The sequence below is a fragment of the Salinibacillus aidingensis genome, from assembly GCF_039522525.1.
Classification (GTDB): Bacteria; Bacillota; Bacilli; order Bacillales; family Alkalibacillaceae; genus Salinibacillus; species Salinibacillus aidingensis.
This window is the reverse complement of the sequence record NZ_BAAADO010000004.1, coordinates 384,873-399,835: the sequence shown is the minus strand read 5'-3', so window position 1 is coordinate 399,835 and position 14,963 is coordinate 384,873. Positions and strand designations below refer to the sequence as shown.

Below are 14,963 nucleotides of genomic sequence, written 5' to 3'. Positions count from 1 at the left end.
TCCCTCCACTCTTTTCATTGTGATAAATGAAAAGAAATATTTGCTTATGTATTTTCAAGATGGATGAATGTTTGAAAGAGGGCAGACTATTTTCCATATTTTATATCTATATATATCCAATTTTATTATCCCTCTACTATTTAAAAAAATCAACTGTTCCACAACAGATTAGGCCTTCATACATGATACATTCTATCATTTTATAAAATCCTCCTGTTTCAGACAGGAGGATCAATGTTGGATTCCAATGATTTGATATATACTTCATCTAATTTATTTTATCATTCATCAATTAAATAATACAAAACAGAAGATCCGTCTTAATTGCATTTGTCAGCCCAGTGGTTTGCATATTTTATATTGACAGGGTATAATTGTTTTCTGTCAGCTGGGGTTGGTTACGGTGCTGGTGCCCGTCGCAGTCTTCAAAACTGTCCGGGAGGCGCGTGCCGTCTCCGGTGGGTTCGATTCCCACACAATCCCGCCAATTAAGCATATTTTATAACGATTTATATCAAAGCTCAAAATCAAACAAACAGAAATGATAAAAGCTACCCAATTTGGCCTTCTACTGGAAATTTGGGAAGCTTTTTTAATTCTCCTAATTTCATTCACAACTCCATACCGAACAAATGTATGTACCACAAATTACAGTTTATTAAGTTAATTACTCAGCCATGCTGATTTTTCAAGATGACATCGCCGTTTACAAACCTTACTTTTTCCCGTTCTTGAGATAATAAGTATTTAATTAATTCAACAAGGGATAGCGACACCATTAACACAATAGAAATGGTAAATAAGTCATAATTCCCCAAAGTAATATAATAGGTGAATTTCATTATAACCACTCCTGGAAAACTTAAGCAGAACAAGGTGAAAAGCAGCAAGGACAAACTAATGTTACGAGGACTTAAGGATCGGCTTCTCATTATCTGCCTGGTCATTTGCAGCGCATTCCATTGAAGCAATATCGTGGCCGTAATATAAGTGATAAACAAATAAATATAGTTCATCATCATCATTCGTAAATCCCAGGAGAATGGAAAGAATTCCTGCCCCTGCAATTGTACAGAACAATATAATTCGCCAGTCCCAAAACAAGTCAGTCCTAATAAATACCCGGCAATACTAATTTTGACATTCACAGCATACCCCTCTTTTAAAATCTGTTTATACTCTTACCTAAAAACATCTATTCATTTAAAGTGGTTTTTATAACATAAATTTACATCGAGTTTACATAATGTTATTATAGTAGTTTCGGGATAGCATGATAGAATTTAGCCAGGAAATATGCTATATTTTAATGAGAATACATACATCGATTAAATAGTAGGTGGAAATATGTCAGATCTATTTATTACAATCATCATTATCTGGACATTTATATTGCTTGGTTTCATGGGGATTGGCGGTTTTTTTATGTTTCGGAAATTTTTGAAGCGTATGCCAAAAGAGGATGGAAAGTCCACGCTTGACTGGGAGGAATATTATGTAGAACAAACGGCTCATCTCTGGAAAGAAGACGAAAAGGAACTCCTTAACGAACTTGTATCCCCGGTACCGCAGCTATTCCGGGATGTTGCCAAGCAGAAAATAGCCGGCAGGATTGGCCAATTAGCGCTAGAAAGGAATAGTAAGGAGATTACAAGAGATATACTTATTGAAGGTTACATATTAGCTACACCAAAACGTGATCATAAATTTTTAATCAAAAAGCTCGATGAAAAGAACATCGACTATACCCCTTACCTCTCTATATTAGAGCCAAATTATAAAAGTCAATAAAAAAACCGTTACCACAATATGGTGACGGTTTTTTTATTGACTTAAGCCATGAGTGTTTTGCTTTCTAGCGATTTTTTTAATTTTAAATATTTGATGAGCATCGCTATTCTCCAAGTTAAAATCATACCGAATGCTAATAAAAAGAACATTCCGCTCGTTTCTCCAAAGGATATCGTCTGTCCGATAAGTGTCTTTAGAACTAATCGTAAAATTAATAGCCCAAATAAAATAAATATAAAAGCTTTTGAAGGTATAAGATAAATGTCATGATCTTTCACTTCAAAATTTGAGGTGATAATTAAGAACACTGAAAAAACAACGCCCACCAGCAGTGCCTCCATAACCTGCAGCCAGCTGATATGAAATACAGGAAAAACAAACATAAAAGCTCCTGTACTCATAAAGAGAGGAGGAAGTATAATCTTTTTGATGGATGCCGGTTTTTTGGCTGCTTTCATTCGTACAAAAATCATAGTCGTTGCCATAACAAACGCTACAGCTGTACTTGTAATAATCCAGAACATGGTTTTCACTCTTTCGGTACGTTCTCGAATCCAAAGCTCATCTAATTATGTAATACACGGTTTATTGTATCTAATACCCTCGACTCATCAAAGGGTTTCACAATAAAATCTTTGGCTCCCAGCTGAATGGCCTGTACCACTACTTTCTGCTGTCCAACAGCTGAGCACATAATAATCCTTGCATCAGGATCATTTTCTATGATTGCTTCAGCCGCATCCATGCCATCCAGATTGGGCATCGTAATATCCATCGTAACGAGTTCCGGCTGTAATTGTTTATACAGATCAATCGCTTCCTGGCCGTCTGAAGCTTCCCCAACCACTTCATGGCCACCTTTTGTCAGAATATTTGATAACGTTAATCTCATAAACTGTGCATCATCTACTACAAGGACTTTCCCCATTCCGATCTCTCCCCAATTTATAATGAACTTTATCTACTTTATTCATCACTTGCAATCGTAAGCATGATTGTCAGCGTTACACCTACAACGGTTAAGTACACACCTAAATCAAACAGCATAGCTGTTGCAAGCTCTGAATCCCCGAAAATTGGTAAGTGGAAATGTCCATATGTCTGACTTAAAAATGGTTCTCCAAATATAAAAGATCCAATTCCGGTTAACGTGGCAATCAGCAAGCCTGTTGGTATTAAAAGTTTAAAATTAACAGGTAAGATTTTTTCTATTGGTCTTAAACCATACGCCATATACATTAATACAATGGCTGCGGAGGTCATGAGTCCTCCTATAAATCCACCACCAGGAGACTGGTGACCAGCCAAAAATAAATAAATGGAAAAACCCAGGAGTATAAAAGCGATTAGTGCTGTCATTGTTCTTAAAATTAAATCGTTATGTCTCATAAAATCCTCCTACTTTTCCCTTATGTTTTCTATCTTAATATAAAATTAATCATTTTAACAACTTTTTCCCTTTTGTTAAATTAAAAACCCTGGAAATCAAAGAGACCAGCAAGATAAGCTGTGATAAAACGCATCCAGTCAAAAAAGAGCACAATTCCCAGAATAATCATGACGTAACCGCCAATTTTAACAATTTTTTCACTGTTTCGTTTCATCCAGTCAAGTTTACCTACAAAGAAGGATAAAGCTAAAAATGGAATGGAAAAACCTAAAGTATAAGCAATCATTAAAAAGATTCCTGTTTCCGGCTGTGTTCCTACAAGCCCCAGTACAGCACCTAAAATCGGTCCTGTACACGGTGTCCAGCTCATCGAAAATGCCAGTCCTATAAAAGCTGAACCAATATAACCGGATGGCCGGTTTTTAAAGGACATTCGTCTTTCCTTCATTAAAAATTCAAAGTTAAACAGCCCTGCCATCACTAAACCGAAAAACACCATTAGTATGGCTCCGATCTGTCGAATAAATTCCCGGTATTCCTTAAAGAACTCTCCAAACGCTGTAGTACTGAAGCCTAATATAAGAAATATGATGGAGAAACCAATTAAAAAGGCAATCATGTGAAATAAGCTGCGACGACTCATGACTGCATTCTCTGATTTTAATTCACTTACACTCATTCCTGTCACATAAGATAGAACAACAGGGTAAAGCGGCAATACACACGGAGATATAAAAGATAAAAATCCTGCTCCAAATGCTAATAAAAGGTTAACTTCTTCTCCCATTATGTAATCTCTCCTTTACCTTACCAGATACCCAAGTCAATTTTAACAGAGAAACCACCGCTTCCCTCTTTTCACACTATATCAATCATGACAATTTCGTGAACATTCATTAAAAATAAATCCTTCTTCCAGGCGAAGAAGGATTTATCTCTATTTGTCCATCTGATTGTTCATGGAACGCATCATTTGTTTGATTTTTTTCTGTGATGGCTTTTGCCCCATTTGCATCATCATTGTACGAAGCATTTGTTCATTAATTGGTGGATTTTTCTTCAGGTAATTCATCATGTACTTTCTTGCTATAAAGAAACCGAGGGCAACACCGGCTATTAAAGCAAGAATAGCAATAAGTACAACCCATAACGTACTCATAAAAACGTTTCCTCCTTCGTGTTGTTTCTCATACAGTATAGTAAAAACCGCATCATATGACAATAGTCGCGTGTTAAATCATTAGTCTTTTTCGTTGTGGCGACAGCCAGCCGAATTGCTGGTCAGCTATGTTTACAACAAAAAATGTGGAATAAAAGGATCGTAAATATTCAAAAACGAACTGTTCAACCTCATGCAAGGATGAGCCTTCCACCGTACACTCTGTTGGATTTACTGTTATTTTTATATGAGTTGACTGGTAGGTTATGTAAAGCTGATGAGCGCTTGTCCTCACACTTTGAGTCGGATATTGCTTTTGAATAAACTGAATCAGGTGATCTGTAGAAATCTCCTGAGTAATATAAAGAAACTGTTTTCTGTAAACTTCATCACTTTTTAGTGAGGGATACTTTTGCAAAAAGTGAAACAGGATATCACTCTTATGATAATACGCATCTGCTACATTTTCCTTTATTAAAAACAGCGAGAATTTCTGCATAGCCAGTCCTCCTTATTAGAGTCCATTCTATCAGAAATCCTAATCAAAAATCTGCCAAATTCAGTCGAATAGTCTTTGGTTTTTTTGCAGCATTTTCAACAGAAAGCGACGCCAATAATGCTATTGGCGCCGCAAAGAGAGATCATTATTTAAGTAAATCCTCTACTTGCTTAACAACATTTTCAACTGTAAATCCATATTCAGCAACGACTTTATCGCCAGGGGCAGATGCTCCATATTTATCAATGCCAAGCACTTTTCCTTCATCCCCTACATAACGCTCCCAGCCAAATGGGGCAGCCATTTCAATTCCCAAACGCTTTTTCACATTTCCAGGAAGGACTTCCTCTTTATATTGCTCAGATTGCTTCTCAAAGCGATCCCAGGAAGGCATACTCACAACGGATGCATCAATATCTTTTGATTTGAGTTCCTGTTGGGCTTTTACAGCCAACTGTACTTCGGATCCTGAAGCAAGTAATAAGACATCAGCTGTTTCTTTTTCTGCCGGGGATACTACATAGGCCCCTTTCTTTACACCTTCATATGCCTTTTCCTTTGTTCCTTCTAATGTAGGTAATCCCTGTCTGGTTAATACTAGTGCGGTTGGATGATCTTCAGCCTCAAGGGCTAATCTCCATGCTGCATTCGTTTCATAACCATCTGCAGGTCTAATTAAGGAAAGGTTTGGCATTGCACGTAATGATGGAAGCTGTTCTACTGGCTCGTGGGTAGGTCCATCCTCCCCTACAGCTATTGAATCGTGTGTAAGCACATAGGTAACAGGCAGATTCATTAGTGATGATAAACGTATGGCCGGACGTAAGTAATCACTAAATACAAAGAATGTACCGCCAAATACTTTCAGCCCGCCATGCAATGTCATTCCATTAATAGCCGCAGCCATTCCAAATTCGCGGACACCAAACCAGATATTACGACCACTGTAGTCTTTAGATGTAAAATCAGCTTCATCTTTAATGGTGGTCTTATTAGATCCGGCAAGATCTGCACTGCCACCAATAAAGTTTGGAACCCGTTTGGCGATAGCATTTAATGCTGATCCTGAAGCTGCGCGTGTTGCCGGGGAGTCTTCTCCCACTTCATAGTCAGGAAGGTCATTATACCAGCCTTCTGGAAGCTCTTCGTTGATAGCTGTTTCTAATTCCTTAGCCAACTCTGGGTGTTGCTCCTTATATTTGGAAAATAATTCGTTCCATTCGTTTTCTTTTTTTGCGCCAGCCTCCTGAACTTTATGCTTGAAGTCTTCATAAACTTCATGAGGTACATGAAACGGTTCATGCTCCCACTGATAGTATTCCTTTGTCATCGTGATTTCCGTCTCACCTAACGGAGCACCATGAGCGTCTGATTTGCCTGATTTATTTGGCGCACCAAAGCCGATAACCGTTTTTACTTCAATGAGTGTAGGCTGATCTGTATTAGCTTTCGCTTCTTTAATTGCCTTGCGAATAGCTGCCAGATCATTGCCGTCTTCTACACGGATAACCTGCCATCCATATGCTTCGAAACGCTGCTGAACGTTTTCTGAGAAAGAACGATCCAAATCACCGTCTAAGGAAATATCATTGGAATCATATAGCATGACGAGCTTACCAAGCTTTAAGTGACCAGCTAAGGATGCTGCTTCATGAGAGATACCTTCCATTAAATCCCCATCACCACAGACGGTATAGGTATAATGATCAATGACATTATATTTGTCGCGATTGTATTTTCCGGCTAAGTACTGTTCAGCCATAGCCATTCCAACTGCCATAGACAGTCCTTGTCCTAATGGACCTGTTGTAGCCTCTACTCCATTTGTATGTCCGAATTCAGGGTGTCCTGGTGTTCTTGAACCCCATTGACGGAAGTTCTTTATATCATCCATGGTCACATCATAGCCTGATAAATGTAATAATGAATATAAAAGCATAGAACCATGACCTGCGGAAAGGACAAAACGATCCCTGTTAAACCAGCTGGCATTTTCAGGGTTCTGATTCATAAATTCTGTCCAAAGTGTATAGGCCATTGGAGCCGTTCCCATTGGCATTCCAGGATGTCCTGAATTAGCCTTTTGTACGGCATCAATGGTTAATGTTCGTATCGTATTTATTGATTTTTGTTCAATGTCTGCTGACATGTCGCAATCTCCTTTCATCCTTGCAATTATGTAATCCACATTATTTATCGTATAATGAAACATCAAAGGATACAAGCAAAAATCGTTATACGTAAGGAAATGTTCAATAAAATCTCTTATTATTATCAATTAAACCAAGACTTTTATACATATAAAAAGCCCTATCCATCGAACTGAATAAGGCTTTTCAAAATAGTATTTTAATGCTTTTTCTTTCGTTCTTTTTCGTCCTTAACCTTCTGCGGGGTCACATCATTCCCCTCTGGATCAACAACCTTCATGGAAGTAAGCTGACTCTTAAAAGATTTACGCAAGTTTTTTAAATAGGCCTGACGTAAATCATTCTGCTCTTTTTTCTCCTCTTCAGTTAATCCTTCATTTTTCGATTTATTGGCTAAATAATTGATACGATCAATTTTATCCTGTGATAACATATGAACGCTCCTTACATTTATAATCAAGACAATTTTCACAATTTCTACTGACTCTGCTTACAGGAAACACACACCGCTTGCCACGTTTTGCCTGCAGAGCCCTTGCCAAAAACAAAAAGCAAGCGTCACTATTACAGACTCTTGCTTGCTCTTTTGTTAATCTTACATGGATTTATTTTGATTTTCAAGCGTATACTCCTGGAATCTGCGATGAACGGTTGCTTTTGATACGTCATACCCCATACCTCGTAGTGTAGAAGCAATTTCAGCAAAAGTTAAGCCGTTATTTCTAAGTTTAACCACTTCATCAATTGGAAATGTCTTACGTTCTCTTCCAGGAGACTCATGAATATTTGATAGATTATTTTCAGGCCTGTACCCATTTGATACGGCCTTTTTCATTCCTCTTTTAATCTTTATATTATGGAGCTTTCTCTGATACTCTTCTACGATCGATACAATTTGTAAAACCATGGAGTCCGATTCAGAGAGTTGAATCTCTCCCTGGTGGGAAATTGTATATATTGGGATGCCCAGTTTTTGAAGCTGGTGGAGCAAAGCTATTTTTGTATTGCCCCTGCCAAGCCTTGTCTCGTCCTGAATAAAGAGTACGTCCGCTTCATTTGATGAGAAAAGCTCCAGCATCCTGAAAATACCTTCACGCTCGATTTCATAACCACTTTGTTTTTCTTCAATGATATCTGCTATCTCATAATGGCTTTGATTTGCCAGTTGAATGAGTTCTTCCTTCTGTCTTTTAATAGATGTTGTCTGTTCTTCTTTGTCTGTGCTGACACGACAGTATATAACCGCCCTCAATAATTCCACCTCTTAACTATGTAAAAAACTCTTAGCTAATAGATAATGCATAATATAAGATTACTAGAGTCAGTCCGAAAAGTGAATAAAACGCAATGTCGATTTTTGATACTTTATTAAACATTAAAATCGCCTCCTAACAAAAATAGAACCTTTGTTCGCTTTTGTCTATTTTCATTATATCAGAACACCTGTTCCTGTCAACCGTTTTTTCCGAACGAATGTTTGTGAAAAGTGGAAATACATGCTATAATACAGACAATTGATATATATGTACGAGGTGAGAAAAATATGACCAAGCTATCCAAAAGGCAAGAGGCGATCATGGAATACATAAAAGAGCAGGTAACGGCTAAAGGCTATCCACCTTCAGTAAGGGAAATTGCGCAAGCAGTAGGACTCGCTTCCAGCTCTACTGTTCATGGACATTTATCAAGACTTGAAGAAAAGGGCTTTATACGCAGAGACCCAACAAAACCAAGAGCGATTGAAGTGCTGGAACTGGAAGAGGAAATGAATAATGCTCCAAAAACAGAAGCCTTTTACGCACCGGTCATTGGTAAGGTAACAGCCGGTGAACCTATTACAGCAATCGAAAATATTGAGGAATATGTACCTGTTCCAGAACATCTGGCCATTTCAGAAGACGATCTATTTGTTTTGAATGTTGCTGGAGAAAGTATGATTGAAGCCGGTATTCTTGATGGCGACCGGGTAATTATTCGTAAGCAGCGATCCGCTCAAAACGGAGAAATCGTTGTCGCTATGACGGAGGATGAGGAGGCAACCGTGAAGCGTTTCTTTAAGGAAAAGGATTATATCCGACTCCAGCCTGAAAACGCAACAATGGATCCGATTATTGTTAGTGATGTGACGATATTGGGGAAAGTGATTGGATTATTCAGGGAAATACACTAACTTTTAAAACTAGATTTATAGTTTAGAAAAGACTCTTACTTAATTGTAAGTAGTTCACTTTCGATGGAGAAAAACCTAAATAAATGATTAAATAGCATACCAAATAGCACATTGTTTGGTATGCTATTTTTTGTTTATATATCAATGTTTACTTATAAATAACATCACTTTTAGCTTTATATTTAGCACACAAATTAACAGTCCACTAACAGTTGATTAGTAGGGTGATAATTGCTATGTTATTTTTAACGTTAAATAGGGTAATTGTATTATCTTTTGTGAATTTTAGGGTAAATCCGAGTATATGTTATAAAAGAGATATAAGATATTGTGAAATTATATACTTAAACTAAAGAGGCAGAAGAGTTTAATAAAAGTTTGGGGGACTTAGTATGGAAGATTTTAAAAATGATACATACATAGTATTGGATTTACCTAAAAAAATTGCTGATAAAGTAAAGAAGATAAGGTCTGAACATAACTATACAATGTCTTTACCCGCAGAAATAACGGTTACTGGGTCAAGTGGAATAGGAGTATTACAATATGAACAAAATCCAAGTAATGTCTATTCAACGATTAAAGATGTGACCTCACGAATAAAACCGATTAAATGTAATTTCGGAGAAGTTAGTAGCTTTCCAAATACAGATATTTTCTTTTTTACCTTACAAGATGAAGGTCCTATTCGAGAATTACACAAAGAACTTGTAAAATCGGATATAAAATTTTTAGAAAACCCATTTCCTTATAAGCCACATTGCACATTATGTAACAATTCATCTCTAACAGATATAGAAACTCAAGAATTATTATCAAAGGAAATTAGCGAGGAATTTATTCTTGATACGGTATCAGTTTATTCTTTGGAAAGAAAATCTAATGATGTTGTAAATGTAAGTTTGCTTAAACGGTTTAAGTTGTCTGGAAAATAATAGATGTCTTATTCAACAAACAGGTGCTTTAGTTGAACAAGACAATATAATTGAAAACAAAGAAAAACGCTTGGATAAGTTATGTATATCCAAACGTTTTTGCGGTTAAAACAAGTGTTAAAATGGTTATTAAAGATGCTTCGAAACCATATGCTATTTGTTATGTGATTTGATATTTTCTCCACGGTAAGTGAACTACTTAACTTAATTGTAAGAGTCTTTTTTCAAGTTTTTGAAACCAGGATTTAAGAATAAAAGCTGCACAAAGCCACATAATAACTAAAAAAGTGGTGATGGAATGAGTCGGCTTGTAAAGCTTAATAGCATATTAAATATTCTTCTAATTGTTTTGACACTTATTCATCATTTTACAATTAGAAATTCTTTAGACTCTCTAAAGAGTAAATGATGATCTTATATGCCCGTAATAAAACCCCTGATAAAATTTTTATCAGGGGTTTTCTGAATCATTAATACGTCTGCAGGTATTGCTCCCGCTCCCACGGATGTACCTGAGTACGGAACATATTCCATTCAATTTCTTTAGCTTCTACAAAGTGCTCGAATAAATGCTCACCCAGAGTCTCTACAAGTACTTCATCACTCTTTAGCTCCTGAAGTGCGTCATACAGAGTTGCCGGGAGATCCTCAATTCCCTGTTCCTCCCGTTCTTCTCTTTCCATAACGTAAATATTCCGGTCTATAGGCGCTGGTGCGGTTAAATTATTCTTAATACCGTCAAGTCCGGAAGCAAGTAATACACTCATGGCCATATAAGGGTTCGCAGCTGGATCCACACTTCTTACTTCAATCCGTGTACTTAAACCGCGTGAAGATGGTACCCGGACTAACGGGCTGCGGTTCTGACCGGACCAGGCTACATAGCTTGGAGCTTCAAAACCTGGAACAAGACGCTTATAAGAGTTTACGATTGGATTGGTAACCGCCGTAAAGCTTGTAGCATGCTTGATGACACCAGCAATAAACTGATAAGCGGTTTTGCTTAACTGCAAATCACCTTTCTCATCAAAAAAGCTGTTTTCGCCATCTTTAAATAAGGACATATTGCAATGCATGCCTGAACCATTCATGCCAAATAATGGCTTAGGCATAAAGGTCGCGTGTAAACCATGCTTTCTTGCAATTGTTTTTACGACTAACTTAAAGGTTTGAATATCATCACAGTGCTTAACGGCATCCGAATATTTAAAATCAATTTCATGCTGTCCCGGGGCAACTTCATGGTGGGAAGCTTCTATTTCAAATCCCATTTCTTCAAGCTCTAATACGATATCACGACGGCAATTTTCCCCTAAATCGGTTGGTGCTAAGTCAAAGTATCCGCCTTTATCATTAAGTTCCATCGTTGGTTCTGCATTTTCGTCTAGCTTAAACAGGAAAAATTCCGGTTCAGTTCCAATATTAAAGGCCGTAAAACCATGCTCCTCCATTTTCTCGACGTTCTTCTTTAAGTTATAACGAGGGCAGCCTTCAAATGGCGTCCCATCTGGATTAAATATGTCACAAATAAAACGTGCCACTCTTCCTTTTTCAGAAGTCCAAGGGAAGACAACGAACGTATCCAGATCAGGATAAAGGAACATATCAGATTCTTCGATGCGTACAAACCCTTCAATAGATGATCCATCAAAAGTAATTTTGTTATCCAGGGCTTTTTCCAATTGGCTTAAAGGAATTTCCACATTTTTGATGGTTCCCAGCATGTCTGTAAACTGCAGACGAATAAATTTTACATCTTCTTCTTCAATTCTTTTCAGGATCTCTTCTTTAGTAAATTTTTTCCCCATAAGTAGCCTCCTATATTTTTTAATGGAAGAATCGTGATAATTCTCCCTGTCTTAACGAATTTTTGTTTAACCTCCCTGCATCTAACAGCTCTTTACGCAATAAGTTCCTTAACTCTTTATCCGTTAAAGGCTGCTTCTCCTCCGTTTTTTCTTCCTTTACTGTTTCCTCAGGCTGATCTTTTGTGTTTTTGTTAGATAACATCTCTTTAATACCCGCTAAGTTAACTCCTTTATCAATCAGATCTTTTATTTCTAATAACCGGTCAACATCGTTAAAAGAAAATAAACGCCGATTGCCTTTCGAGCGGGCAGGATGCACCAGTCCATGTTCCTCATAGTAACGGATCTGGCGTGCGGTTAAATCAGTAAGAGAGGTTATAATGCTCATTGGGAAAAGAGGCGTTGAGCGTCGGTTGAGATCACTCATAAACGCACCTCCAATCTTTAATTAATATTGATTATACTTTTTGTTTGTATATCTGTCAAGGCATGTAAGGAAACTTTACAAAAGGTGTATGTAATTGTTGTGATCTGAATATCTGATTATTTAACTGTAAGATTATAGCCCTTTTCCACCATCATCTCTATAGCAGATACAATGGCAATTTTAATATGTTCGTAAGTGAGTCCACCTTGAACATATGCTGTATAAGGAGGTCTTATGGGGCCATCAGCCGATAATTCTATACTTGCACCCTGGATAAATGTTCCTGCAGCCATAATAACATGGTGTTCATACCCTGGCATAGGGCTCGGGTAAGGAACAACGTGTGAGTTTATTGGAGAAGCCTTTTGTATGGCCTGACAGAAAGTAATCATCATATCTGCGTCAGGAAAATTCACAGATTGAATGAGGTCTGTCCGCTCTTCCTTATAAGATGGCATCGTTTCAAATCCGAATTCCTCCAATATACGGGAGGTAAATAAAGCTCCTTTTAACGATTCACCTACAACATGAGGGGCCATAAACAGCCCCTGAAACATTTCCTGAAGGCTGTACAGTGAAGCGCCTGCTTCTTTACCAATTCCAGGCGCTGTCAGACGGTTGGCACATTTTTCAATCAGATCCTTCCTGCCAACAATATAGCCACCTGTTTTGGCCAGTCCGCCACCGGGATTTTTAATTAAAGAACCTGCCATCAAATCTGCTCCAACATCTGTCGGCTCCTCCAATTCCACAAGCTCTCCATAACAATTATCAACAAAAACAATACAGGAAGGAGCAACAGACTTAACAAAGCTGATCATTTCCCTTATTTGATGCACCGTAAACGATGGGCGGCTGTCGTATCCCTTTGACCGCTGAATCCCTATCATTCTGGTATCTTCATGGATGGCATTCTTTACCTGAGCAAAATTAACAGAACCATCCTCTGTTAAATCAACATGCTTATAGTTAATATTAAAGTCCCTTAATGAACCTGAACCCTCACCTCTGGTACCGACAATTTCTTCTAATGTATCGTAAGGTTTACCAGTGATATAAAGAAGCTCATCCCCCGGCCTTAATACACCAAATAAACTTAATGTAATGGCGTGAGTGCCGGAGATAATCTGAGGTCTTACTAATGCATCCTCGGTGCCGAATACCTCCGCATAAATTTCCTCTAACACCTCTCTGCCTCTATCGTCATAGCCATATCCGGTTGTTGGGTTAAAGTGACTATCACTTACCTGATGTTTCTGAAAAGCCTCTAAAACTTTTTTCTGATTCGCTTCAACAATGGTTCGAATTTTTTTGTGAAAAGGAAATAAGTCTGTTTCGATTTTGTTCGCCAACTTTTCAATTGCTTCTGTTTCCATAGCTACTGCTCCTTATTGATATAATGTTCATAAATAGGGTGATTGGGGTCAACATATCCTGTCAGCATATAATCCTCTGTGTCCGGTTCAAAATCCTCGGTTTCCACAATCGTATGGTTCTTGATACGATGCAGGAGACGGCCATCCTGAACAGGTACCTGCAATTCGTAATATTTCCATTCAGATTTTACAACCTCTTCAATTTTTTTCAGAAGCCTGTTTAAATCCTCATCATCAAAGGCGCTGATGGTAATGTAAGGATAGGAGTTCGGGATAAAATCAGCCTTGAATTGATCCCGTTTGTTATAAATGGTTAACATAGGCAGTCCATCAGCACCCAGTTCATCCAATAGGTTATAGACCGTTTGCTCATGCTGCGGAAAATCCTCATTTGAACCATCGACGACATGTAAAATGAAATCCGCCTCTGTCACTTCCTCTAACGTAGAGCGGAAGGCAGCCACCAAAGTTGTAGGTAAATCCTGTATAAAACCAACCGTATCTGTAATAATAGCTTCAAATCCATTATCCAATCTGATTCTTCTTGACAGTGGATCTAATGTCGCAAACAATTGGTTTTCTTCCAGCGATTCACTTTTCGTTAATCGGTTAAATAAAGTAGACTTACCTGCATTGGTGTATCCGACAATCGCAATTTGAAAGGCCTGATTTTCTTTTCTGCGTTTACGATACTGACTGCGCTGATTCACAACGGCTCGTAATTGCTCCTTAATTTCAGTAATTCTTCGCCTGATATGGCGTCGGTCGGTTTCCAGCTTGGTTTCCCCGGGCCCTCTTGTACCAATACCTGCACCAAGACGGGATAATTCTGTCCCCTGGCCTGCTAACCTGGGAAGTAAGTACTGCATTTGCGCCAGCTCAACCTGCAGTTTTCCTTCTCTTGTCCTTGCTCGTCCCGCAAAAATATCAAGAATGAGCTGGGTTCGATCAATGACCCTGGCGTCCAAACGGTCACTCAAATTTTTTAACTGTCCAGGTGAAACCTCGTCATTAAGGATGACGAGGTCAACTGGATTCATTTCAAGGGTGTACTGAATCTCCTCTAATTTTCCTTCACCGATATATAACGCCGCGTGTATTTTATCTCTCTTTTGAATGACGACATCTGCAACTTCTCCATTTGCAGTTTCTGTTAATTGTTTTAGTTCTTCCAATGACGTATGAAATTTTTGTTCATTCGTGCCTTTAATCTGACAGGCGATGAGTAATACCTGTTCTTTATTTTCCATCATCAGAA

Annotated in this window: 17 protein-coding genes and 1 tRNA gene; 4 read left to right on the top strand and 14 right to left on the bottom strand. The window is 38.0% G+C overall.

Annotated features, from left to right (window positions below; all coding sequences use genetic code 11):
- Positions 1-390 precede the first annotated feature (390 nt).
- Positions 391-487 (top strand) — tRNA-Sec (locus ABD006_RS12065).
- A gap of 184 nt (positions 488-671) precedes the next feature.
- Here the strand turns inward: ABD006_RS12065 and ABD006_RS12060 are convergent.
- Entirely contained in the window at positions 672-1,148 is a 477-nt protein-coding gene (locus ABD006_RS12060) for a hypothetical protein (RefSeq protein WP_343841372.1), read from the bottom strand.
- A gap of 199 nt (positions 1,149-1,347) precedes the next feature.
- Between ABD006_RS12060 and ABD006_RS12055 the strand changes: the two genes are divergently transcribed.
- A complete protein-coding gene (locus tag ABD006_RS12055; protein WP_343841370.1) occupies positions 1,348-1,791 on the top strand; it encodes a DUF2621 family protein in 444 nt (147 codons plus the stop codon).
- A 41-nt stretch (positions 1,792-1,832) separates the two neighbouring features.
- Here ABD006_RS12055 and ABD006_RS12050 read toward each other — a convergent pair whose 3' ends face one another.
- The 9 genes from ABD006_RS12050 to ABD006_RS12010 form a co-directional block, all read right to left on the bottom strand.
- Complete coding sequence (locus tag ABD006_RS12050; RefSeq protein WP_343841368.1) at positions 1,833-2,315, bottom strand: CcdC family protein; 483 nt, start codon at positions 2,313-2,315, stop codon at positions 1,833-1,835.
- A gap of 41 nt (positions 2,316-2,356) precedes the next feature.
- Entirely contained in the window at positions 2,357-2,719 is a 363-nt protein-coding gene (locus tag ABD006_RS12045; protein WP_343841366.1) for a response regulator, read from the bottom strand.
- A gap of 38 nt (positions 2,720-2,757) precedes the next feature.
- A complete protein-coding gene (locus tag ABD006_RS12040; RefSeq protein WP_343841364.1) occupies positions 2,758-3,180 on the bottom strand; it encodes a Na(+)/H(+) antiporter subunit B in 423 nt (140 codons plus the stop codon).
- A gap of 80 nt (positions 3,181-3,260) precedes the next feature.
- On the bottom strand, positions 3,261-3,968 hold the full coding sequence (locus ABD006_RS12035) for a cytochrome c biogenesis CcdA family protein (protein WP_343841362.1): 708 nt from the start codon (positions 3,966-3,968) through the stop codon (positions 3,261-3,263).
- Between the two features lie 150 nt (positions 3,969-4,118).
- Positions 4,119-4,340, bottom strand: coding sequence for a YneF family protein (locus ABD006_RS12030; RefSeq protein WP_343841360.1), 222 nt, complete (start codon positions 4,338-4,340; stop codon positions 4,119-4,121).
- A gap of 73 nt (positions 4,341-4,413) precedes the next feature.
- Positions 4,414-4,839, bottom strand: coding sequence for a sporulation inhibitor of replication protein SirA (gene sirA, locus ABD006_RS12025; protein WP_343841358.1), 426 nt, complete (start codon positions 4,837-4,839; stop codon positions 4,414-4,416).
- A gap of 145 nt (positions 4,840-4,984) precedes the next feature.
- Positions 4,985-6,988, bottom strand: coding sequence for a transketolase (gene tkt / locus ABD006_RS12020; RefSeq protein WP_343841356.1), 2,004 nt, complete (start codon positions 6,986-6,988; stop codon positions 4,985-4,987).
- A gap of 200 nt (positions 6,989-7,188) precedes the next feature.
- Positions 7,189-7,422, bottom strand: coding sequence for a DUF896 domain-containing protein (locus ABD006_RS12015; protein WP_044157525.1), 234 nt, complete (start codon positions 7,420-7,422; stop codon positions 7,189-7,191).
- 162 nt (positions 7,423-7,584) lie between these two features.
- Complete coding sequence (locus ABD006_RS12010) at positions 7,585-8,241, bottom strand: YneB family resolvase-like protein (protein WP_343841351.1); 657 nt, start codon at positions 8,239-8,241, stop codon at positions 7,585-7,587.
- 291 nt (positions 8,242-8,532) lie between these two features.
- Here ABD006_RS12010 and lexA point away from each other — a divergent pair, with 291 nt between their 5' ends.
- Together lexA and ABD006_RS12000 are read left to right on the top strand one after the other, a co-directional pair.
- Positions 8,533-9,159: a transcriptional repressor LexA gene (lexA, locus tag ABD006_RS12005; protein ID WP_343841348.1), complete on the top strand. Its 627-nt coding sequence runs from the start codon at positions 8,533-8,535 to the stop codon at positions 9,157-9,159.
- Between the two features lie 392 nt (positions 9,160-9,551).
- On the top strand, positions 9,552-10,094 hold the full coding sequence (locus ABD006_RS12000) for a 2'-5' RNA ligase family protein (RefSeq protein ID WP_343841345.1): 543 nt from the start codon (positions 9,552-9,554) through the stop codon (positions 10,092-10,094).
- A gap of 470 nt (positions 10,095-10,564) precedes the next feature.
- Here ABD006_RS12000 and glnA read toward each other — a convergent pair whose 3' ends face one another.
- The 4 genes from glnA to hflX form a co-directional block, all read right to left on the bottom strand.
- Positions 10,565-11,902 (bottom strand): type I glutamate--ammonia ligase, encoded by a 1,338-nt coding sequence (glnA, locus tag ABD006_RS11995; RefSeq protein WP_343841343.1) that lies wholly within the window; start codon positions 11,900-11,902, stop codon positions 10,565-10,567.
- 19 nt (positions 11,903-11,921) lie between these two features.
- Complete coding sequence (locus ABD006_RS11990) at positions 11,922-12,329, bottom strand: MerR family transcriptional regulator (RefSeq protein ID WP_343841340.1); 408 nt, start codon at positions 12,327-12,329, stop codon at positions 11,922-11,924.
- 116 nt (positions 12,330-12,445) lie between these two features.
- On the bottom strand, positions 12,446-13,705 hold the full coding sequence (locus tag ABD006_RS11985) for a methionine gamma-lyase family protein (RefSeq protein ID WP_343841337.1): 1,260 nt from the start codon (positions 13,703-13,705) through the stop codon (positions 12,446-12,448).
- A 2-nt stretch (positions 13,706-13,707) separates the two neighbouring features.
- A complete protein-coding gene (gene hflX / locus ABD006_RS11980; protein WP_343841335.1) occupies positions 13,708-14,955 on the bottom strand; it encodes a GTPase HflX in 1,248 nt (415 codons plus the stop codon).
- Between the last annotated feature and the right edge of the window lie 8 nt (positions 14,956-14,963).